Here is a 21,299-nt window from a genome sequence, read left to right on the forward strand (position 1 = left end):
CCTCAGGGCACCCCCGCAGCGAGGAGGCAGTACGGCATGGATTCCACTGTGGGCGCGTCGCAGGGCGTGATCCCGGCGCGCTTGCTGCACGGTCAGAAGGCGTTGGTCACCGGCGCCAACTCGGGCATCGGCAAGGCCACGGCCATCGGCCTGGGCCGGGCCGGAGCCGACGTGGTCGTGAACTACGTGGCGGGGCGTGAGGCCGCTGAGGAAGTGGCCGAGGAGATCGCCTCGTTCGGGGTGCGCTCGGCGGCGTACGAGGCCGATGTCTCCCAGGAGGACCAGGTCGTCGCCATGACGGACCGGATGGTCAAGGAGTTCGGCACGATCGACGTGCTCGTGGCCAACGCCGGCCTGCAGCGCGACTCCCCGTTCACCGAGATGACACTCGCGCAGTGGCAGAAGGTCCTGGACGTCAATCTCACCGGCCAGTTCCTGTGCGCCCGGGAGGCGGCCAAGGAGTTCCGGCGCCGGGGCGTGGTGCCCGAGGTGTCCCGGTCCGCAGGGAAGATCATCTGCATGAGTTCGGTGCACCAGATCATCCCCTGGGCGGGGCACGTGAACTACGCGTCCTCCAAGGGCGGCGTGCACATGTTGATGCAGACCCTGGCCCAGGAACTCGCGCCGGAGAAGATCCGCGTGAACGCGGTCGCCCCGGGCGCCATCAAGACGCCGATCAACCGCGCCGCCTGGGAGACCCCCAAGGCGCGGAAGGACCTGCTCGGACTCATCCCCTACGACCGGATCGGCGACCCCGACGACATCGCGAACGCCGTCGTGGCCCTCGCCTCCGACCTCATGGACTACGTGGTGGGAACCACCCTCTACGTCGACGGCGGCATGACCCTGTTCCCCGGCTTCGCCACCGGCGGATGACCCTCTGTCGGCCCTTCACCCGAACGAACGGCGAAGCCGCGCATGCCCACCTCGCTCCACCTACTGGCGGACGCCCCGGCCCAGCTCCTGCCGGCCCGGGAACTCATGGCCTTCACGCTGGCCTCCCACATCATCCTCGTCCCCCTCGGCGTGGCCTTTCCCATGATCACGCTGGTCATGCACTACCGCGGACTGCGCCGCGGGGACGCCACGGCACTGCTCCTGGCACGACGCTGGTCGGCTGTCATGGCGGTGCAGTTCGCGCTCGGCATCGTCACCGGCACGGTCCTCTCCTTCGAGTTCGGGCTGCTCTGGCCCGGACTGATGGGACGCTGGGGTGACGTCTTCGGCGTCGGATTCGGCGTCGAGGCCTGGGCCTTCTTCCTGGAGGCCGTCCTCATCGCCATCTACCTCTACGGATGGCGGCGGCTGAAGCCGCGGACGCATTTCCTCCTCGCCCTGCCGCTGCCGTTTGCCGCCCTGCTGGGAGCGTTCGGCATCCTGGCCGCCAATTCCTGGATGAACACGCCGCGGGGCTTCTCCCTCGACTCCGAGGGCAACCCGGTCGACGTGAACGTCTGGAAGGCGATCTTCACACCGATGTTCGGGCCGCAGTACTGGCACTTCGTCGTGGCCATGGTGCTGACCGCGGGCTTCATGGTGGCCGGTGTCTACGCCATGGGCTGGCTGCGCGGCCGCCGGGACCACTACCACCGGCTCGGCTTCATGGTGCCGTTCACCATCGCCGCCGTCGCCGCTCCGGTGCAGTTCGTCCTGGGTGACTCCATCGCCCGCTCGGTGTTCCACAAGCAGCCGGTGAAGTTCGCCGCGATGGAGATCGTCTGGGAGACCGACACCCGCGTGCCGGAGTATCTCTTCGGTCGGCTGAACGAGAACGGCACCGTCTCGGGCGGCATCAGGATCCCACTGCTGGATTCGATCCTGGCCGGGTTCAGCCCGAACACCAAGGTGGTGGGGCTGACCTCCGTCCCGGCCGACCAGCGCCCCACCGCCGTCCAGGCGACCATCGCCCACTGGGCCTTCGACATCATGGTCCTGATCGGGTCGGTCCTGGTGCTGCTCGCCCTGTGGTATGGGTTCGTCTGGCTGCGCCACCGCCGCCTGCCCGCCTCACCGTGGTTCTACCGAGCCGCGGCGTGTGCCGGTGTCGCCTCCGTCCTCGCGGTCGAATGCGGTTGGATCGCCACCGAGGTGGGACGCCAGCCCTGGATCGTCTACCAGAACATGCGAGTCGCCGAGGCCGTCACCTCGACCCGCTCCACCACCCTGTGGATCATGCTCGGGGTGGTGATGGCGGTCTACGTCGTCCTCTTCGGCTCCTTCCTCGTCGTCCTGCTGAAGATGCGGACGCGCTGGCGGCTCGCCGATGCGCAGCAGGCCCGGGCGGGCACCCTCACGCCGGAGGCGGACATCCCCTACGGGCCGCGCGGTTCCCTTCCCGCAGGCGACGTACCCGCGGCCGGCCCCGGAGCCGGGGGTGAGGGCCGGTGACCGCCGACCTCATCGCCGTAGTGCTGTTGCTGGCCGTGACGGCGTACGCCTGCGCGGGCGGCACGGACTACGGGGCCGGGTTCTGGGACCTGACGGCCGGCGGGACGGAGCGCGGCAGGCGTCCACGCAGGCTCATCGACCACGCCATGGCTCCCGTCTGGGAGGTGAACAACGTCTGGCTGATCTTCGTCCTGGTCATCATGTGGACCGGATTCCCCCTCCTGTTCCAGACCGTGTTCTCCGCGATGTGGCTCCCACTGGCCCTGGCCGTCATCGGCATGGTCCTGCGGGGCGCCGGTTTCGCGCTGCGCAAACCCACCCGGCGGCTGGCCGGACGGCGCTTGTACGGTGCCGTGTTCGCGATGGCCTCCCTCCTGACGCCGTTCTTCCTGGGTGCCGCGGTCGGCGGAGTCGCCTCGGAGCGGGTGGCACCCGGTACCGAGGCCTCGGCGGACGTCTGGACCAGCGCGACCTCGATCGTCTTCGGCCTGGTCGCCGTCGCGACCACGGCGTTTCTCGGGGCCGTGTTCCTCGTCGGCGACGCCCGCCGGTTCGACGCGCCGGACCTGGTCGGCTACTTCCGGCGGCGGGCGCTGGGCAGTCTGGCCGTGCTCAGTGTCCTGGCCGTGGCCACCGTATGGGTCACCCATGAGGATGCCCCATACGTCTGGCACGGCCTCACCCGCGGCCTGGGGCTGTTCTTCGCCCTGGCGGCCGGGGTGGCCGCGCTCGCCACCGCCTGGCTGCTGTTGCGCTCGCCCGGCATGTGGCTGCGCGTCACGGCGGTGGGAGTCGTCGCGTCCGCCGTCATCGCGTGGGGCATGGCCCAGCGGCCCTACCTGCTGCCCACCTCGCTGACCGTGGCCGAGGCCGCGGGTTCCTCCGCCACGCTGACCTGGCTGGCGATCGTCACCCTGGTGGCGCTGGTGGTCGTCGTGCCGGCCGTCGTCCTCCTGTACTGGCTGGACGCCCACGGGGAGCTGCAGGAGCTCACGGACGCCGAGTTGCGCCGTCCCGGCCCCGCGCCCGGTGACGGCGCGGCGCCCGACAGCTGATCACCACCTTTGTGTCCTCGTCCTGAACTCGCCTCGCGCCCGGACCCCGCGCAGGGAAGCAGCGACCGCCGACGAGATCCTCGCCCGACCACCAGGTCGTTCCCGTCACCGAGATGCGCGAGAGCACGCCGCAGGAAGGGGACACGGTCGTTCTCCTCGGGCCCGCACCGGCCGCTCCCCCGCGGTGACGGACGCCGCGGCCGCTGCGGCTGCGCGGGTCAGGCGTGGGCCCGCCGGTCCTCGCGGAGCAGCGCGTCCAAGGTGATCGCCGCGTCGATCAGCGCCAAGTGGGTGAAGGCCTGGGGGAAGTTGCCCAGCTGGCGCCCCGTCAGGTCGATCTCCTCGGAGTACAGCCCCAGGTGGTTGGCGTAGGTGAGCATCTTCTCCAGTACCAGCCGGGCCATGTCGAGGCGTCCGGCCCGAGCCAGGGCGTCGACATACATGAACGTGCACAGCGAGAAGGTGCCCTCGGAGCCGCGCAGCCCGTCGGGGGACGCCTCGGGGTTGTAGCGGTAGACCAGGCTGTCGCTGACCAGCTCGCGTTCCATCGCGTTGAGGGTGGACTTCCACATCGGGTCGTCCGGCATGATGAACCCGACCGTCGGCATGCGCAGCAGGGCGGAGTCCAGCACGTCATCGCCGTAGTGCTGCACGAAGGCCTGTTTGGTGCGGTCCCATCCCCGGTCGAGCACCTGCTCGTAGATCGCGTCCCGCGCCTCGACCCAGCGCCCGCCGGCCGCGGGACGACCGTCGTCCTGAGCCATCCGCAAAGCGCGGTCGAAGGCCACCCAGGACATCACGCGTCCGTAGGTGAAGTCCTTGCGGCCGCCGCGGGTCTCCCAGAGCCCTTCGCCGGGCTGGTCCCAGTGGTCGACCAGCCAGCCGAGCAGGGTGTGCAGAGCCTTCCAGCCTCCGTGGTCGAGATGCATGCCGTGCTCGTGCGCGAAGTAGATGCTGTCCATCGCCTCGCCGTAGATGTCCAACTGGAGTTGGTTCGCCGCGCCGTTGCCGATCCGGACCGGGGCGGAGCCGCGATAGCCCTCCCAGTGATCCAGGGTCTCCTCGACCAGGTCGGTGGAGCCGTCGACCCGGTACATGATGTTCAGTGGTCCGGAACCGTTGTCCTGGCCCACCTTCTCCTTGACCCGTTCGTGCAGCCAGTTGATGAACGCGGAGGCCTCCTCCCGAAACCCCAGGCCCAGCAGGGCGTACACCGAGAACGACGCGTCCCGGATCCAGGTGAACCGGTAGTCCCAGTTGCGCTCCCCGCCCAGCTGCTCGGGAAGTCCCGTCGTGGGAGCGGCGACCAGCGCGCCGGACGGCGCGTACGTCATGAGCTTCAGCGCGATGGCCGAGCGTTCCACGGCCTCCCGCCAGCGGCCGGTGTAGGTGGACTGTCCCAGCCACGAGCGCCAGTAACGGACCGTCTGGTGAAAGAGACTGTCGAACTCCTCCACGCGGATCTCCTGCGGCGGACCCTCCGGCGCGGATTCCATGATCAGTCCGCGCTGCTGACCCGCCTGCAGAGTCAGGGAGAAACGCACGTCGTTGTCGTCGGCCGAGAGGATGTTCAGCAGCCGTTGGTCCTGCGGCTCTCGGACAGGGTGGACGGCCAGGCTCAGGTCCTCGGACGTGAAAACGGCCCCGTGCTCGGTCAGGTGCAGCTCGTGCGGCTTACGGCCGTAGTCGAACCGCGGGGCGATCTCTCCTTGGAACGTCATGCTGCCGCGTACGCAGCGCAGCATGCGCACCAGACGGTGCCGGTCGGTCGCCGTCGTTCCGGTCACCGGCATGAAGTCGACGACCTCCCCCGCCCCGGCCTCGGTCATGAAGCGGGTCACCAGAACGGCGGTGTCGGGATGGTAGAGCTGTCGGGTGGTGTACGTGTCCGCGGCCGGCCGCACAGTGAAGTGGCCGCCCTTGGTCCGGTCGAGGAGCGCGCCGAAGACGCTGGGCGAGTCGAAGCGCGGACAGCAGAACCAGTCGATCGTCGCATCGATCGTCACCAGGGCCGCAGTCTGCAGATCACCGATCAGCCCGTGGTCCTCGATCAGGGGATAGTCGTCCATCGCGGACCTCTTTCAGCCCTGGCCGGCCACGCGCAGAGCTGCCTCGCGCGGCCGATCACACGAACGGGGCGACACCCGATCAGCTTAGGTCGCCGAGGCCGGTCCGTCCTGGCAAGGCCATCGCACCAGGTGACGGCGGTGCCTGCCGCTGCGTCGGCGCGGAAATCGGCCTAGCGTGAGGTGACGGTGGGCGAGACGACGGAACCGGCTCTGCGACGTAGCGCGAGCACCCGGCCTTTGGTGAAGGGGCGTGACGTGGACGTCATGACTTCCTGGGCTGCCAGATTCCGGCTGCGGCAGTACATCAAGGCAAGCCTGTGGATCCTGCCGCTGCTCGGCCTTGTCCTGGGCGTCCTCCTCGCCGAGCTCGCCCTCGCCGCCGACGAGGCGGAGTGGATGCCGGGTGGCTGGCACTACTCCGCCACGACCGCGAGCGGGGTGCTCACCGCCATCGTGGGCGCGATGGTGGCGTTGCTCGGTTTCGTCGTCACCATCGGCGTACTGGTGGTGCAGCAGGCCACGGGCATGCTCTCGCCCCGGTACATGCGGCTGTGGTACCGCGACCGGCTGCAAAAGGCGGTACTGGCGACCTTCACGGGGACGTTCGCGTTCGCCTTCTCGCTGCTGCGCAGCGTCGAATCCCACTCGGTCCCCGATCTCGGGGTCACCCTGGCGGGCGCGGCAGTGGCCGTGAGCCTGGTGCTCCTACTCATCTACCTCAACCGGTTCACCCACAGTCTGCGGCCCGTGGCCATCGCCGAGCTCGTCGCGGGCATGGGAGAGTCCGTCTTCACCAGCAGCGCGGCTGCCATCCGGGACGCGGCTCCCCACCAGGCCCCGCCCGCCCTGCCCCCGGAAGGGGCACGCATGCGCATCCGTACCGAGCGGGGAGGCGCCGTCCAGGCCTTCCATGTGCCCGGTCTTGTCGCGGAGGCGGCGCGACACGACTGCGTCTTCGTCGTCACCCGGCTGGTGGGAGACTTCGTTCCGCCCGGCACCGTGCTGGTGGAGGTCCACGGGGGCACCTCCGAACCGGACCCGGCGACGGTGAACGGGCTCATCGCACTCGGGGCCGAACGCACCATCGAACAAGACCCCGCTTTCGCGCTGCGGGTCCTCGTCGACATCGCGATCCGGGCACTGTCCCCGGCCGTGAACGACCCCACGACCGCCGTCCAGGTGACCAACTACATCGAGAGGCTTCTGCACACGGTGGGCAGGACACCTCTGCCGGGCCGTTACGCGCTGGCCGACGGCCAGGGCACAGCCCGGCTCGTGCTACCGGGGCGCAACTGGGACAACTACCTTCAGCTGGCCGTCTGCGAGATCCTCGACTACGGACGTTCGTCGGTCCAGGTCTGCCGCAGGCTCCGGGCCTTGCTCGACGGCCTGCTCGAGGCCTTGCCGCCGCAGCAACACCTTGCCGTGCGCAGACAGTCGACGCTGCTGCAGGAGTCGGTCGAACGGGCCTTCACCGACCCGGCCCGCCGGGCCGTCGCACAACAGGCCGACTCGCAGGGCATCGGCGGGCAGTCCTCCCCTTGACTGGCCGGCTGTCCCGGTCACGGCCTGATTCCGCATCCCGGCGGGCTCATGCGGTCTTTCATCGAGTCTCTCCTTTGCGACGGGCCCACAGCCCTTGCAACCAACCGCGGGCCACCTACGGGCGGCACTTCACGTGAGCTCGAAGATGCTCCTGACGGTCAGCCAGAGACCCACCGCCAGCGACAGCACGGCCACGGCCAGGTCCTGGTGCACCGTGATCGTGCGGAACAGAGCCTGGAGTGCGGCGTCGGCCCGCTCGGGCCGGAAGGCCGCGTACAACTCGATCAACAGAACGCTGGAAGAGGCCAGAAGGCCGTAGAGCAAGAGGGTCAACCACGTGCGCACCTCCGAAAGGTCGGCGTTCAACGCGGTCGCACCCCCTGCCGCGACGAGACCCCACGGCTGCAACACAACCGCCATGCCCGCGGCCGACCACAGGGAGGCGTTGCGGAGCTTGCCCAGCCAGGCGCCACAAGGCGGCGGTCGACGGGGCGGTGTGCTTTCTGGGTGGTGATCCGTTGGTGAACAGCAGTACGCCGACGATGACCAGCATGAGGCATGCAAACCCGGCCACCAGGAAGGCCAGCCCCTTGCGGAGACCCCGGTCGGCGGACAACAAAAGGATCAAGGCCATGACCGGCAGAGTCGCCGGTGGTTGAGACGCCGACACCGGCAGCATCGCGCACGGAGGTGGCCGGCGCTTGTGCGGAGTCGCATCACGCAGGCAGGCGCAGGCCGTTCGTGGCAGGGCCTGTCGGCTTGCCGCGCCGAAGCGGCCGGAGCGGCGAAAGATAGGCCCCCATCGGAGTGCCCGTGGATGATGCACGGATCATCAGGGTGAAGAGACGCAGGGCGGGTCAGGGCTGCCTGTGCGGGTGTGAGCGCGTAGGGGATGCCAGGCCCGAGCCGATCAGGACCATGACATCCCGCAGACGCCGCACCGGGAAGGTCCCGTCAGCAGTAGAGGTTGCCGCCAGGAGTCGTGCCGAGGATCTGCGTGAACCGCTGATAGTTGTTCACGCGGCTCTGGACCTGCGCAGGGTTCTTGCCGTCGCATTCCAGGGAGCCGTTGATGCTGCGGATCGTCTGGCCGAAACCAGCGCTGTTGACCATGGCGTTGTGGGGGGTCATGGTGCCGGGTCCGGTCTGGGTGTTCCAGTACCACAGAGCCGTCTTCCACGCGACGGCCGAGTCGTTCTGCACCAGCCACGGGTTGCCCAGCAGGTCGATGCCGAGCGCGTCGCCCGCCGCCTTGTAGTTGAAGTTCCAGCTCAGCTGAATCGGACCGCGTCCGTAGTAGGCGGCCTGGCCGGCCGGGCAGCCGTACGGGCGGCTCCAGTCGCAATAGTGCGGGTAGTTGGCGGTGTTCTGCTCCACCACATGCACCAGACCGCCGGTCTCGTGGCTGACGTTGGCGAGGAAGGCCGCGGCCTCCTGCCTCTTCACGGTATCGCTGCCCGTGTTCGCGAACCCGGGGTAGGCACTCAGGGCGGCGGTGAGCCCGCTGTAGCTGTAGAAGGAATTCCGGTTGGGGAACATCTGGTTGAACTGCGCCTCCGTCACGACGAAGCGCGCGTTCGGCGTGCCCGGCCCGCTGTCACAGGCGTACGGCTCCCAGTACCAGGTACTGATGACCGGGTCGTAACCCGGGTTGGCGTGCTCGGCGATGTACGCCTTGCCGTCGGTATAGCGGACGACGTCACCGGCGTTGTACGACCTGCCGGCCACCCAGCTGGGGTAGCTGGAGCAGGCCGCGGCGGCGGCGTTCGTGGCCGGGAGCAGCACCGGGGCGGTACCGGCGAGGGCGAGGGCTGCCAGGACTGCGGAGACACGACGTCTCGACACGTAATCAACTCCTCTGCAGGGCACGGCCGTACGCCGGAGCAGGACGCAGCGGAGCCCACTCCGCACGCGCTTGTGGACCGGACAGGGCGTGGGGCGGCCGTGGTGGGGGGCTGTCTGCGGAACACTCAACCGCGTTGGTCTGTACCAGTCAAGGGTGTAGACCAATTAAGGCCTAGACCAGTTAGGGAATCGGCCGCAAGTGCGGCGCGAGCGGGCTGCGGAGTCTGTTTCAACTCACGCAGGCCGACTGATCAAGCAGCCCTTTCGTTTCTCGCGCGGGTCGCCGCCGCGTCAGTCAGACGCTTCGCGAAGGGCTTCATGGAGTCACTACAGCGGCCCAGGCAGGGAACGCCAACGCCATTCCGCAAAGGGCGAATTGGTCGGCGCGCCCCGCGCCCCCAGTCGCTGGGGGCGGCTGCGCCGCTTCCATGACCTGCGCCATGGCCCGACGGGAGGAGCGGTGCGGCCGAGGCCCCGAAGCGCGGTGACCGCCACTGGCGTGACCACCTCCGTCGGCGGGGTCAGCGCGTACCGGCAGAGAAGTGGTGTGGGAGGACATCGCCATGGCCTACGAGGCCGCCATGAGCAAATACGCCCTCGTCGAGCCGGACGAACTGGACAAGATCCACTTCGATCAGGTTCGGGCCACCCACGTCAGTGACTCCACCGCGACACCTGCAGGTCAAGGCGCGGGAACTGGTGAAGGCAAAAGCCGAGGGCGAAGAGGTTGCCCTCATCGAGGAGGCACGACAGGCGACGGACCTTCTCCCCTGGATGACGTCCTGGAGACCAGCCTCGAACAAGCCGAAGGCCGCGACGGCACGAGGGGTGCCGCGCGGCGGAAGATACCCGAACGCAAGACCGGGCGCCCAGGCCTTGGACCAGCTGTTCGAAGCACTCCGGGGGCGGGGCGCCGCAAGAAGAGCGCCGAGAGCGCGACCCTACCGCAAATGAAGATCACTCCTGCGGTATCGCGCCGCCTGGCCTTCGTATGCTGGGAAGCGTCCTACAACAGACGGCCGTAACGGGCAGACGGCGGCCGGCCCGCGCAGGCTGTGGGCGTACTTCTCCCCCGGGCCTGCATCGGGCCGAACGGCCGGTCAGCGGCCCAGTGCGTTCTCCAGCTCCTTCTTGCTCATCGAGGACCTTCCCTGGATGTCACGCTTCTTGGCCTCCTGGTACAGCTGGTCCTTGGTCGGTCCCTGCGAGCCGCTGTGTGAGCGCTGCCCACCGCGTTGGGACGCCGACTTCGAGTCCCGGGTCGAGGTCTTGCTCGCGGACTTCGACTCGCCTGACCTGGCCCGTTCCTTGTTGACCGTGCGTGCGGCGATCTCCTTGGCCCGCTTCGTGGACTCTCCGCGATCCTGCGCACTCTCCTTGACGTGTTCGTACTGGCGCTCCCGCTTGGAGCTGGATCCAGCCGGCATGGCGCCTCTCCTTCCTCGCACCGATCTCACACGGACTGTGGTCAGGCATCCCCGTTGAAGCCCACCGGGCCACGATGGGCACTCAGGCCGTGATCACGGGTGCTCCGATCGTTGGTCCGGGGGCACCCCTCCTCCTTCGCCACCGCCCTTGTCACCTTTGTCCGTGCCGTGGGCCTCGCCACCCCTCGCCTGCGCCTGCCTGGCCTTGAGTTCGGCGACGTTCTGGGGTGTCGCAGCGCCTTTGCCGCTGCGTCGCTGTTCAGGCTGCTGTGGATTCGACATCTGGGGACACCTCCCTCACCTCGTATCCCATTCAGTGCCACGAGTGCCCTCGACCACCCATCCGAAGCACACACGCCACACCCGGCCCTTCGCAGACCTGGAGATCTTCGACGACGGCTCGGCCGGGTGAGGGAAACCCGGGCGCGGTAGCCGCCGGCGTCGGACTCATTGCGGTGTACTGCCGTGGGAGGAGGACCGATGGCCGGGCGAAGACGTGGAGTAGCGGCGTGTGCCGTGCTGGCAGTCGGCGTCCTCGGCGGCTGCGGCACCGTGACGGAACGGCGCGACGACGTTCACACCGCCGCCACCACGTTCGAGAAGGCTATCGATGACGGGGCATACGACAGGGTGTGCGCTCTTCTCGCGCCCGCGACCGTGGAGGAGCTCGAGGAGTCGGCAGGCAGCCCCTGTGCGACCGCGGTGAGCCAGGATTCTCCTCCCCCGGGGGGTCCCGTACAGCGGACAGACCTGTACGGAAATCAGGCACGAGTGGTGCTCTCCTCGGACACTCTGTTCCTTTCCCGCTTCGCCGCAGGCTGGAAGGTCGTCGCAGCCGACTGCGCACCCCAGCCGAACGAGCCGTACCGGTGCCGGATCAAGGGCGGGTGAGACTGTGAGGATCATGTTCGCCGTGATCGTCGCGATCATCACGGTAGGGCTCGCCTACATGACGGTCCTGGGACTGATGCACCAATGAACCATCACGCGTCCCGGAACACCCCGCCCGCAGCCCGGGGCCCGCGGGGCTTCCTGCGAGACAACGGGCTCGGTCTCTTCTTCACCGTCGCGTTCCTGCTGGCTCTGGTCGGCCAGGCGATCGCGGGTCACGCCGACTTCAACAACCAACTGGCCGCCGACCAGCTTCAGCAGATCTCTCTCGGCGAGTACGTGACCACATCCGACTTCGCAGTCGACGTCGCCGAGAACTGGCAGTCGGAATACCTGCAGTTCTTCCTCTACGTGGGCGTCACCGTATGGCTGCTGCAACGCGGATCCCCTGAGTCCAAGGAACTGCACAAGGGCGGCACCGAGTCCGACGAGGACCAACTGGTCGGCGCATACGCCAAGGAGGGCTCGCCCAAGTGGGCCAAGGTCGGCGGATGGCGTCGCGCGGTGTACTCGCATTCGCTCCTGCTGACCATGGGGACGATCTTCCTGCTCTCCTGGGTGGTTCAGTCCATCACAGGCGTGGCCGCCTACAACGAACAGCGGCTGCGGCAACTCCAGGCCCCGCTGAGCTGGGCCGACTACATCAGCGCGGCCGACTTCTGGAACCGCACCCTGCAGAACTGGCAGTCCGAACTGCTCGCCGTCGCCTCGATGGCCGTGCTGTCGATCTACCTGCGCCAACGCGGCTCCCCGGAGTCGAAGCCGGTGGGAGCGGCCCATGGCGCCACCGGCGTGGAAGGCTGAGAAAGCGGGAGAAGGGGTCCGGTTCGTGCGCGCTCCGGCCGCCGGGCCCCATGAGGCAGCAAGTCCCCCGTTCGAGGCTCCTGGGAGCACCACCACAGTGGGAAAGTACGTAGGACGTGGATTACTGCCCGTGGAGGCGGGCGATGCGTGATCAGCTTGGGGTGTGGAGACCATCATTGCCAGCGGCATAGCCGTCCTGGGAACGCTGCTTGGTTCGGGGATCACCCTGGCGTTCCAGCAGCGCACCGCCGACAGGAGCCACCAGTTCACCCGCCGCGAGAAGCTCCGGCAGGAACGACTCGATGCCTACTCCTCCTACGCCGGGGCGTTGCTCAACTACCGCCGCTGCCTCGTTCACCTCTGGTTCTGCGAGCACGAACAGCCGCCACCGGAAGACCCCGACACAGTGCGGATCCGCGCCTACGACCTACGCTCCAACGCCCAAGAGGCACTGTTCCGCGTTCAGATGCTCACCGATGACGAGACGCTGAGCCGATCCGCTGAGGACGTACTCGCAGACGTTACGGCGCTGACCAAGCCAGACAGCAGGACGGAACTTGACGATGTCAGGGTGCGGACCCGTGACGACATCAGCCGACTCGTCAGAGCAGCCAAGGAACACCTCTGAGGTGCCCTCGCCCGGTTCGTTAATCCCTACGCCGACAGTGACCGCACCACAAGCGCGCCAGATCGAGCGGGGGACGGCGGGTAGTCACGATAAGGCAGCCGAGCTCCCAAGGGGGCCCAGCAATCGGCCGTACAAACAGGTCAGCACCTGCAACAGGCTTTTCGACGCCCCCAGCTTCCCAAGCTGCTGTTACGCAGCTATGCAGACCAGGGGCGTTCTGTCAGCGTCAGCCAGTAGTGTGCGACGATCACCTGTGGCACGCCTGGAGGGTTCATGGAAGCTACTGCTCTCGTCACTCCCGACCGGCTGTGGTCGGCGCAGGAGGTCTTGGTGCGCCCAAGTCCTGTCCCGGCGAGGGCAGGGGTTTACGGGTGGCACTTCAAGCAGTCGCCCCACCTGGGCCTGCCCGCTGGACGCCTCCTCTACGTCGGAATAGCCCCGCGGTATATGGCGAACCGAACCAGCACGCAGAACCTGCGCAAGCGGGTGCGCTATCACTTCCGGGGCAACGCGGCTGGCTCGACTCTGCGGCTCACTCTCGGGTGTCTACTCGGATTTGAGCTGCGCCGCGTGGGCAGCGGTAAGCGGATGACCTTCGGCAAGTCCGGCGAAGCCAGCTTGAGCCAGTGGATGGCGGACAACGCGCGAGTGTGCTGGATCGAGCAGAGCGAACCGTGGGACATGGAGGCGCAGCTCATCTCTCAGCTTGACCTGCCGTTGAATCTCGATCAGAACCGCCACAACGCATTTCACAATCGACTGAAGGAGCTACGGGCCCAAGCACGCCATCGAGCCCAAGAGTTGCCCATCAGCGTGTAGGCCGCCCAATGGGTCGCCGCGCTGTCTATCTGGGCCGTCCGAGGCGGCACGACAATGGTCAAGGACTCAACGACGACCACCATGCGCGCGAGCCCATTGCCCCTGACCAAAAAAGCCGGCGGTGTCCTCGCCCAGCCCTGCGGTCCGGCAGCGATCCGGGTCGCGCGTCCAGGAGCGCGGGATAAACAACTCACGGTCCACCGCCGCGTGCCCGCGCCCTCCCGCGTAGACGAGGTAGACGGCGACCTGGGCGTTTTCGACCCGGCCCGCGGTACCGGTGTATTGACGCTGGACCCCAACGGTCTGGGTGCCCTTCCTCAGGTCGCCGGTCTCGTCGACCACGAGGACTGCCTGGTCGTCGTGCAACTGCTCCACCACGTAGTCGCGGACGTGGTCACGCACCGCGTCGGCGTCCCAGGAGGCCCGGCACTGCAGATGCTGCATGCCGTGCGGGGTCGCGTCCCCAGCCCACTCGGCGATGCTCCAGCAGTTCTTGCGCGGCAGGTCCGACAGCAGCCCGAGCACCAGCCGCCCGGCCCGGCGCCAGGAATCAACCCCCGGGCGAAACCCGTCGGCTATGCGGCCATAAGGGCCTCGAACGCCTCCTGCCAGCGGGCAGGGTCTACTCTGTGCCCTGCGGCCACCGCATGATCGTTTGTCTACACACGCCGATGATCAACGGTGGCCGCACCTATTTGCGAGCATGAGGAGCACTGTGCAGGTCGCCGGAGTCGACATCTACGTGAATCACCCTGTGCTGCACCTGGGAGCGACCGACTGGGTTCCACTCTCCCTCGCTCTGGAGGCTGCCCCCGCAGCCAGCTGCGACACCCACGTGGCTGTTCGGGTGCGAGCGCAGAGGGGACTCATCAAAGTGCGCCTCTTCACACAGCCCCAAGTGCCGCAGGCCGAAGAGCCCGACCCGGCATTCACCACGGTCTTCGACGGCTCCCTGCTGCTGCCTGACGGCCGCATCGCAGTCGGCGATGTCGAGCAACTGACCCGCTTCGTGCATCGAGTGGGCGACCGCGGCGAGTTCAACGTGCGCGTCGCAGTGGACTCGCCGGGGCCAGACGCCGGCGCCATCGACATCGCTGTCACCCGCCCCAGCAAGTGATCTGCGGAGACGGCCACCTCAGCGTCTATAGGCCTCTCACAGCGGTCCCATTCGCGAGCAAGATCATGATCTACAGCTGAAGTATTAGCCTTCCCCTTCCTCGATCAGGCCGCAGGCGAAGGGTAACGACTGCAAGAACTCCCGTCGCGCAGGATGGGGCTCTGCTTCAGCCAGGTCGGTGAGCACCTGCAAGAGACGGTCGCGCTGGTCCAGAGGCAGCCGCAGCAGTTCTCCGCCCACGCTTTCCATCATCTTCACCGCGGAGTCGGGATTGACCTCGGGTCATGTCCCGCGGGGTGGTGTAGTCAGGGCAGCTGTTTCGGTTCCGGTTGTGGGGTGACCTGCGGTTCGGGTTCGGGTTCGGTTGGCTTGGTGGTGGAGAGCTCGGCCATGGAGGCTTCCGACAGGTAGCGGCGGTCAAAGACCTGCCACTCGTCGTGGAGTTCGGCCAGCACCGCGGCGGCGAGCCGGTCCAGGGCGGCCGGGTTGGGAAAGACCTGGACGACGTCGGCCCGTCGTTTGATCTCCCGGTTCAGCCGCTCCAGCGGGTTGGTCGACCAGATCTTCTTCCAGTGCGCCGGCGGGAAGTCGGCGAACGCCGTGATGTCCGTCGCCGCCTCCAGCAGCATCTTCTTGACCTGCGGGAACTGCCGTCCGAGCATGTCGGCGACCACGTTCAGCTGGACGCGGACGGCCTCGCCGGTGGTCTGCGCGAAGATAGTGCGGATGGTGGCAGCGACCATCTCCCCGGAGCCCCTCTCGATCACCGAGAACACGTCCCGGACGAAGTGAACCCGGCACCTTTGCCAAGCCGCGCCGAGGAAAACGGTGCGGATCGCGGCCACCAGACCGCTGTGGCTGTCGGAGATGACCAGCTGGACGTTCTCCAGGCCACGGGCCCGCAGCGAGCGCAGGAACTTCGTCCAGAACGGCTTCGACTCACTGTCGCCGACCATCAGCCCGAGGATCTCCCGGTGACCGGTGGCGGAGATCCCGGTCGCGATGACCACGGCCTGCGAGGCGATCCGGTGATTCACCCGCGCCTTGCAGTAGGTGGCGTCCAGGAAGACGTAGGGGAAGACGGTGTGATCCAGCGGCCGTTCCTTGAACGCGGTCAGTTCCTCGTCCAGTTCGCCGCAGATGCGGGAGACCTCGGACTTGGAGATCCCGCTGTCCGCACCGAGTGCTTTGACCAGGTCATCGACCGAGCGGGTCGAGACCCCGTGCACGTATGCCTCCATCACCACGGCGAACAGTGCCCGGTCGATCCGCCGCCGACGTTCCAGCAGCGAGGGGAAGAACGACCCGCTCCGCACCTTCGGGATCTTCAGATCCAGGTCACCGGCCTGCGTGGTCAGCAGCCTCTCTCGGTGGCCGTTGCGCCAGGTCGTGCGCGTCTCGGTGTGCTCGCGCGGCGCGGCACCGATCACCTCGGCGGCTTCGGCCTCGATCAGCTCCTGCAGGATGCGCTCGCACACCACCCTGATTGCTTCAACTCCATCGGCCCGACGTAGTGACTCCAGCAGCCGCATCAGCTCAGACTGGGACAAGGCCATCGCGTGCTCCTCCGGTTGAACTGCCCGTTCACCAGGGAGACTTGCGCGATGGCCTGCCCTTGTTCAGGGAGCACGCACCGTCAGCGGATGCACGCCCCGGGCAGACACCCGCGCGTTCCGGGACCCTGCCCGACTACACCACTTCATGGGACGCGATCTGACCTCGTCGTCACCGCAGCTGTCGAGGAACCAGAGCGCGTCGGCAACCAGCCCGGCAAGAGCCGGCACGAGCGGATCCATCGCAGTCATCCCCGCAACCTAGCCGACCCCTACGACAGCAAGGGCGCCGCCCCCCAAGGTACGAGGATGCATCGAGCGTCCCAGCTGGTGCTTGTCCATCTGCGTGCCAACGTGTCGACGTCACGGCCCTGACCGCCAGACACGGACTCGGTCGGCACGAACTCACCGATTCATGGCAGGACTGGTTAATAGCCCCACTGTCGTGAGAGGTCGAACTGCTGTGGACCGTCTCAGTTTCCGTCTCATTCATCGGCGTTGGTTCCCGATTCAGCACGGGCGTAAGAGGGGAAGTACAGCGCACGAGACTGAGCGTCGCTGACGTGGAGGCGGAGCGGTGGAAGATGGTACGGAAGGCTGCTTGCCTGGTGCCGAAGACCGAGTGATCCAGCTGCTCCTGGAGGAATACAGGGCGCTACGCGCGGAGGTCACGCAGCGAGTAGCTGAGCGTTGGCAGATCGCCGCCATCGTGGGCGTTGTTGCGGCGATCATGACCGCCGCTGACGGCCTCTCCTTCAGCAAGCCCCTGCCGTACGCCGCCTTACTCGTGGCAGTTGCGGCACTGGGGTGGTGGCGCCAGGGGAACCTCGCTATGCGTTCGCTAGGCGATCAGCTACACAGCCTTGAGTGTCGGATAAATGAGCTCGCTGCTCGGGCATATGGAACGCCGGCTGTGCTTACCTGGGGACACCAGCTGGCTCAGGTGCGAACACACAGGACGAGAAGCTGGCGGTGGCGGTACCAGAGGCCAGACCCCTACAGACCTGTCAGCGCCGGCCCTTTACAGCAATGCAGTTCAGCAAGCTCACCATCCGCCCATGAGCCATCTGAATCCTGAAGAACGGCGGAGCCGCAGGTTGTGCCTATGGAGTCCAGCGCGGCCGCATTACAAGTGCACCGGATTTTGCGGGACCAATGGGGAATCGCGGTGAATTCAGGCGGGCACGGGCAGGCCGCCCCGAGCCGTTCACCCAGGTCAGCGTCCAAGCGGCCCTCAAGTGCCCGCGGCTTCCCAAGCAAGGGTCCGGAGGTCAGAAGCTCGTGCGGGCAGGCGTGTGTCTGTTTCGCGTGCCCACCTGAACCCAGCGGATCGCAGGACACATACCGGGATACGCTCGCAGCCTTGGTTTGAGCACCGAACCGCCGGCACTGTCTCGGTCTCCGTCTCGCTGCCTGCCTGTTGACGCCGCGCACGCTTTCCAGGCCACTTGGTGGCGGGTGCCGTCGACCAGGATGCTCCAGCTTCGATGGTGGTCGGGTCGGGCGTCCGCCTGGGCGAAGACATCGGCAATGACCTTCTCGGGTGGGTGAACGAGGCATGCAGTGCGTTCGCTTTCGCGTCGCCGTGGGTCCCCGGCGGACCTGGCGGCGGGTTCTGCGGCCGCCGGGCGAGTAGCTCACGCCGTGCGGGCGCCGGGGTGCCGCGGGGGCGGGGAGGCGGAGAGGCGGAGAGGCATCGAAGTCGCAGGCCACAGTGGCCATTCGCCTCCCGTTCGGTTTCTCGCCCGGGGCGAGTCTGCTGCGATGCCCCCTCTGCGGTGTCAGGAGGCCGGTGCAGCCGTACGGGCGGTACATGTGCCCGAGCACAGGCAGCAGGACTTCAAGGCCGCTGAACTTCTTCAAAGCTGACGGTCATTCACCTCTGGACGGGCATCCCTGCCCGGCACTTCGTCCCGCCAGAACCGCTCTTTGTACTGCATGTGTACAAAGATATGGACGCCGCAGAAGAAGTCTCCTAACGTGTCCCGCGCGCCACGGCATTCGCTCCACCCCCGCTGCCCCCGACACCCGCAGCCCGGCTCCGTACGCGGTACGAGCCGTGAGGAGAACGCATGAGCACACGGCCCCGGCGAAGACGCGGTCTGCGCCGTACCCTGACAGCCACCCTGGTCTGCTGCACCGCAGCGCTGGGCCTGACCACCGGACCGGCGAGCGCGGATCCGGGGCAGGTCGCCGCCGAACTCCCCCCGCAGGAACCAGGGGTCACCCTGCGCGTCTTCGACGTGCAGGTCCCGCTCGACGAACTCTGCACGCTCAAACCGGGCCAGACCCCGAACGTCGACAAGCTGAAGCCGACCATCGATTTCTCCACGGCCGAGGACTTCGGCTTCGAGTCCAACTTCGTCAGCCAGGTGACCGCCAACATCAACGTGCCGCAGGACGGCACGTACACCTTCCGGCTCACCAGCGACGACGGCTCACAACTGCTGATCGACGACCGGCTCGTCATCGACCACGACGGGCTGCACGGCGCGGAGCCCAAGGACGGGACGGTCGAGTTGACCACCGGCTACCACTCGCTGCGCATCGACCACTTCGAGCGCGGCGGCGGGCAGCAGGTCACCCTGGCCTGGCAGCCGCCCGGTGCCTCCGACTTCGCCCTGGTGCCCAACTCGGTGCTCAGCACGGAGGCGGACGTGGTACGGGTGACGGCGCCCGGCCGCAAGGAGTGCGAGGGCGCCTTCGACACCCCGGGGGACGGTCTGCCCCTGACCGAGGTCCACCCCGACTACGACCTGACAAACCTGCGCCCAGCGGGCTTCGAGCCGCAGGTCACCGCGATGGACTGGCTGCCCGACCAGCGCCTCGCGGTGACCACGTGGGGCGGCTCGCAGACCACGGCGGGCGAGGTGTACCTGCTGGACAACGTCACCGGCACCACCGGCCCCGACAAGGTGACCGCGAAGAAGATCGCCTCCGGGCTCAAGGAACCCATGGGGATCAAGTACGTCGGCGGTAAGCTCTACGTCTCGCAGAAGCACGAGTTGACCGAGCTGACGGACACCGACGGCGACGACGTCATCGACGACACGCGCACGGTGGCCACCTGGCCGTACGGCGGCAACTTCCACGAGTTCGCGTTCGGACTGCTCTACAGGGACGGCTTCTTCTACCTCAACCTGTCCGTGGCCATCAACTACGGCGGCGCCACCACCGATCCGCAGCCGGCGGCCAACCGGGGCACCACCATCAAGGTCAACCGCAAGACCGGCAAGGTCTCCTACATCGCCGGCGGTCTGCGCACCCCCAACGGCATCGGCTTCGGCCCCGGGGGCGACCTCTTCGCCACCGACAACCAGGGCGGCTGGCTGCCGGCCTCCAAGCTGGTGCACATCAAGCAGGACCGCTTCTTCAACCACTACACCAACCCTGACGGCCCGTTCGACGCGAACCCCGTCACCCAGCCCGTCCTGTGGCTTCCGCAGAACGAGATCGCCAACTCCCCCAGCACCCCGCTCTACGTCACCAAGGGCCGCTACGCGGGCCAGATGCTCTTCGGCGACGTCACCTACGGCGGACTCCAGCGGGCGTATCTGGAGAAGGTCAAGGGCCAGTACCAAGGTGCCGTGTTCCGCCACACCCAGGGCCTGGAGGCCGGCGTCACCCGCATCAGCCGCGGACCGGACGGCGCCATCTACGCCGGTGGTCTCGGCGCGGGCGGCAACTGGGGGCAGGAGGGCAAGCTGACGTACGGCCTGCAGAAGCTCACACCCAACGACGGGAAGGCGTTCGACATCCTGTCCATGCGGGCCGTCGAGGGCGGATTCGAGCTGGAGTACACCCAGCCGCTGTCCCAGGAGACCGCCGACAAACTGGCGGAACGCTACCGGGTCAAGCAGTGGCGCTACGTCCCCACCCCGGCCTACGGCGGACCCAAGGTGGACGAGGAGCCCCTGACGGTCCGCTCCGCTTCACTCTCCCGCAACGGTAAGAAGGTGCGGCTCGCCCTCGCCGGCCTCAAGCCCGGACACGTCGTTCATGTCCGCTCGCCGCGCCCCTTCAGCTCGGCCTCGGGCGAGTCGCTGTGGAGCACCGAGGCCTGGTACACCCTCAACAACCTCACCAGCGCCCACCCACCGAAGACGCTGTACGAGGCGGAGGAGGCCGCGCTCAGCGGCGGGGCAGGCACCAACACCGACCACGGCGGCTTCTCGGGCGCGTCGTTCGTCGACGGCTACGGCACGCAAGGCGCGACGACGAACTTCACCGTCAAGGTCCCCAGGAGCGGCTCGTACGACGTGGGCCTGCGCTACTCCAACGGCCCCAACCCCTTCGCCGGAACCAAGGCGATCAGCGTCGCGGTCAACGGCGAGAAGGTGAAACAGACCCGACTGCTCAGCACGGGCGACTGTGAGACCTGGTCCACCCAGACGGAGAAGCTCACCCTGCGAGCCGGGACCAACACCATCGCCTACCGCCACGACCCCGGCGACGACGGGCACGTCAACCTGGACCTCATCACGGTCCACAAGTCCGGTGAGCGCGTCACCCTGTTCGACGGCGAGGACCGCTCGCTGTGGCAGCACACCTCGGGCCGGGCGGCCCAGTGGCCGCTGCTGGCGGACGGCGGCATGGAGGTCTGCTGCGGCGATCTGCGCACCAAGACCGCCTACCGCGACTTCCGGCTGCACGTGGAGTTCCGGCTGCCGAACCTGCCGCCGGACGTGACGGGCCAGGACCGCGCCAACAGTGGCGTCTACCTCCAGGACCGCTATGAGATCCAGATCCTGGACTCGTACGGCGTCACGAACCTGGCGAACAACGAGGCCGCGTCGATCTACAGCCGCAAGGCGGCGGACGTCAACGCGGCGCTGCCACCGGAGACCTGGCAGTCGTACGACATCGTCTTCCGCGCGGCCCGCTACGACGAGGCGGGCGACAAGACCGCCGACGCCCGGGTCAGCCTGGTGTGGAACGGCAAGACCGTGCACGACGATGTCGCCATCACCTCCCCCACGGGCGGCGGCGCGCCGGAGACGGCGACGACGGGGGCGATCCGCCTGCAGGACCACGGCAGCAAGGTCCGCTACCGCAACATCTGGATCCAACCGCTGGATTGACCGGACCCGAACGCCACCCGCTGCCCCCGCGGTGCACACCGCGGGGGCAGTTTCCAACTCCCGCTCCTGCTCGCTGA

The 21,299-nt window shown here is 67.7% G+C and carries 15 protein-coding genes and 3 pseudogenes; 10 read left to right on the forward strand and 8 right to left on the reverse strand.

The annotated features are described in order from the left end of the window. The first annotated feature begins 36 nt into the window (after positions 1-36). From ACWDRW_RS25695 to ACWDRW_RS25705, 3 genes are read left to right on the forward strand one after another with little or no spacing between them, the layout of a single operon-like run. A complete protein-coding gene (locus tag ACWDRW_RS25695; RefSeq protein ID WP_451726401.1) occupies positions 37-876 on the forward strand; it encodes an SDR family oxidoreductase in 840 nt (279 codons plus the stop codon). Between the two features lie 42 nt (positions 877-918). Then, positions 919-2,388 carry a cytochrome ubiquinol oxidase subunit I gene (locus ACWDRW_RS25700; RefSeq protein ID WP_451726402.1) on the forward strand — a complete coding sequence of 490 codons (1,470 nt, stop codon included), beginning with the start codon at positions 919-921 and terminating at the stop codon, positions 2,386-2,388. Beyond that, the gene (locus ACWDRW_RS25705) at positions 2,385-3,443 is read left to right on the forward strand and encodes a cytochrome d ubiquinol oxidase subunit II (protein ID WP_451726403.1); all 1,059 of its coding nucleotides are present in this window, start codon (positions 2,385-2,387) and stop codon (positions 3,441-3,443) included. Before ACWDRW_RS25700 ends, ACWDRW_RS25705 begins: the two co-directional genes overlap by 4 nt. Positions 3,444-3,661: 218 nt before the next feature. On the opposite strand, the gene ACWDRW_RS25710 is transcribed toward ACWDRW_RS25705, so the two are convergent. After that, complete coding sequence (locus ACWDRW_RS25710; RefSeq protein WP_451726404.1) at positions 3,662-5,512, reverse strand: glycoside hydrolase family 15 protein; 1,851 nt, start codon at positions 5,510-5,512, stop codon at positions 3,662-3,664. 264 nt (positions 5,513-5,776) lie between these two features. Here ACWDRW_RS25710 and ACWDRW_RS25715 point away from each other — a divergent pair, with 264 nt between their 5' ends. After that, complete coding sequence (locus ACWDRW_RS25715; protein ID WP_451726447.1) at positions 5,777-7,057, forward strand: DUF2254 domain-containing protein; 1,281 nt, start codon at positions 5,777-5,779, stop codon at positions 7,055-7,057. Between the two features lie 129 nt (positions 7,058-7,186). Here the strand turns inward: ACWDRW_RS25715 and ACWDRW_RS25720 are convergent, their stop codons facing one another. The 3 genes from ACWDRW_RS25720 to ACWDRW_RS25730 all read right to left on the reverse strand — a co-directional run bounded on the left by ACWDRW_RS25720 (position 7,187) and on the right by ACWDRW_RS25730 (position 10,329). Next, a complete protein-coding gene (locus ACWDRW_RS25720) occupies positions 7,187-7,621 on the reverse strand; it encodes a GAP family protein (protein WP_451726405.1) in 435 nt (144 codons plus the stop codon). 390 nt (positions 7,622-8,011) lie between these two features. Next, on the reverse strand, positions 8,012-8,902 hold the full coding sequence (locus tag ACWDRW_RS25725; RefSeq protein WP_451726406.1) for a glycoside hydrolase family 19 protein: 891 nt from the start codon (positions 8,900-8,902) through the stop codon (positions 8,012-8,014). A gap of 1,100 nt (positions 8,903-10,002) precedes the next feature. Further along, positions 10,003-10,329: a plasmid stabilization protein gene (locus ACWDRW_RS25730; RefSeq protein WP_451726407.1), complete on the reverse strand. Its 327-nt coding sequence runs from the start codon at positions 10,327-10,329 to the stop codon at positions 10,003-10,005. Between the two features lie 516 nt (positions 10,330-10,845). On the opposite strand from ACWDRW_RS25730, the gene ACWDRW_RS25735 reads away from it, so the two are divergent. From ACWDRW_RS25735 to ACWDRW_RS25750, 4 genes are all read left to right on the forward strand, one after another. Then, positions 10,846-11,220: a hypothetical protein gene (locus ACWDRW_RS25735; RefSeq protein ID WP_451726408.1), complete on the forward strand. Its 375-nt coding sequence runs from the start codon at positions 10,846-10,848 to the stop codon at positions 11,218-11,220. A gap of 84 nt (positions 11,221-11,304) precedes the next feature. Further along, a complete protein-coding gene (locus tag ACWDRW_RS25740; protein ID WP_451726409.1) occupies positions 11,305-12,024 on the forward strand; it encodes a DUF6766 family protein in 720 nt (239 codons plus the stop codon). Positions 12,025-12,187: 163 nt separating this feature from the next. Then, positions 12,188-12,652, forward strand: coding sequence for a hypothetical protein (locus tag ACWDRW_RS25745; RefSeq protein WP_451726410.1), 465 nt, complete (start codon positions 12,188-12,190; stop codon positions 12,650-12,652). 447 nt (positions 12,653-13,099) lie between these two features. Next, on the forward strand, positions 13,100-13,471 hold the full coding sequence (locus tag ACWDRW_RS25750) for a GIY-YIG nuclease family protein (RefSeq protein WP_451726411.1): 372 nt from the start codon (positions 13,100-13,102) through the stop codon (positions 13,469-13,471). A 123-nt stretch (positions 13,472-13,594) separates the two neighbouring features. On the opposite strand, the pseudogene ACWDRW_RS25755 reads toward ACWDRW_RS25750, so the two are convergent. Beyond that, positions 13,595-14,115: pseudogene (locus ACWDRW_RS25755) on the reverse strand (IS701 family transposase); the annotation flags it as partial. 254 nt (positions 14,116-14,369) lie between these two features. Between ACWDRW_RS25755 and ACWDRW_RS25760 the strand changes: the two are divergent. Next, positions 14,370-14,588 (forward strand): hypothetical protein, encoded by a 219-nt coding sequence (locus ACWDRW_RS25760; protein WP_451726412.1) that lies wholly within the window; start codon positions 14,370-14,372, stop codon positions 14,586-14,588. Positions 14,589-14,672: 84 nt separating this feature from the next. Here ACWDRW_RS25760 and ACWDRW_RS25765 read toward each other — a convergent pair whose 3' ends face one another. The 3 genes and pseudogenes from ACWDRW_RS25765 to ACWDRW_RS25775 form a co-directional block, all read right to left on the reverse strand. Further along, a complete protein-coding gene (locus ACWDRW_RS25765; RefSeq protein ID WP_451726413.1) occupies positions 14,673-14,828 on the reverse strand; it encodes a hypothetical protein in 156 nt (51 codons plus the stop codon). A gap of 42 nt (positions 14,829-14,870) precedes the next feature. Then, a pseudogene (locus ACWDRW_RS25770) lies at positions 14,871-16,144 on the reverse strand (IS256 family transposase). A 1,442-nt stretch (positions 16,145-17,586) separates the two neighbouring features. After that, a pseudogene (locus ACWDRW_RS25775) lies at positions 17,587-17,923 on the reverse strand (ISKra4 family transposase); the annotation flags it as partial. Between the two features lie 290 nt (positions 17,924-18,213). On the opposite strand from ACWDRW_RS25775, the gene ACWDRW_RS25780 reads away from it, so the two are divergent. Further along, positions 18,214-21,222 carry a family 16 glycoside hydrolase gene (locus ACWDRW_RS25780; RefSeq protein WP_451726414.1) on the forward strand — a complete coding sequence of 1,003 codons (3,009 nt, stop codon included), beginning with the start codon at positions 18,214-18,216 and terminating at the stop codon, positions 21,220-21,222. The last annotated feature ends 77 nt before the right edge of the window (positions 21,223-21,299 follow it).

This window comes from Streptomyces sp. NPDC003635 (assembly GCF_053587635.1).

Excerpts from the sequence above, each read along its gene's own strand:
- ACWDRW_RS25715 (WP_451726447.1), top strand. The coding sequence starts at position 5,777 with ATGACTTCCTGGGCTGCCAGATTCCGGCTGCGGCAGTACATCAAGGCA.
- ACWDRW_RS25730 (WP_451726407.1), bottom strand. The coding sequence starts at position 10,329 with ATGCCGGCTGGATCCAGCTCCAAGCGGGAGCGCCAGTACGAACACGTC.
- ACWDRW_RS25740 (WP_451726409.1), top strand. The coding sequence starts at position 11,305 with ATGAACCATCACGCGTCCCGGAACACCCCGCCCGCAGCCCGGGGCCCG.
- ACWDRW_RS25695 (WP_451726401.1), top strand. The coding sequence starts at position 37 with ATGGATTCCACTGTGGGCGCGTCGCAGGGCGTGATCCCGGCGCGCTTG.
- ACWDRW_RS25700 (WP_451726402.1), top strand. The coding sequence starts at position 919 with ATGCCCACCTCGCTCCACCTACTGGCGGACGCCCCGGCCCAGCTCCTG.
- ACWDRW_RS25710 (WP_451726404.1), bottom strand. The coding sequence starts at position 5,512 with ATGGACGACTATCCCCTGATCGAGGACCACGGGCTGATCGGTGATCTG.
- ACWDRW_RS25780 (WP_451726414.1), top strand. The coding sequence starts at position 18,214 with ATGAGCACACGGCCCCGGCGAAGACGCGGTCTGCGCCGTACCCTGACA.
- ACWDRW_RS25750 (WP_451726411.1), top strand. The coding sequence starts at position 13,100 with ATGGCGAACCGAACCAGCACGCAGAACCTGCGCAAGCGGGTGCGCTAT.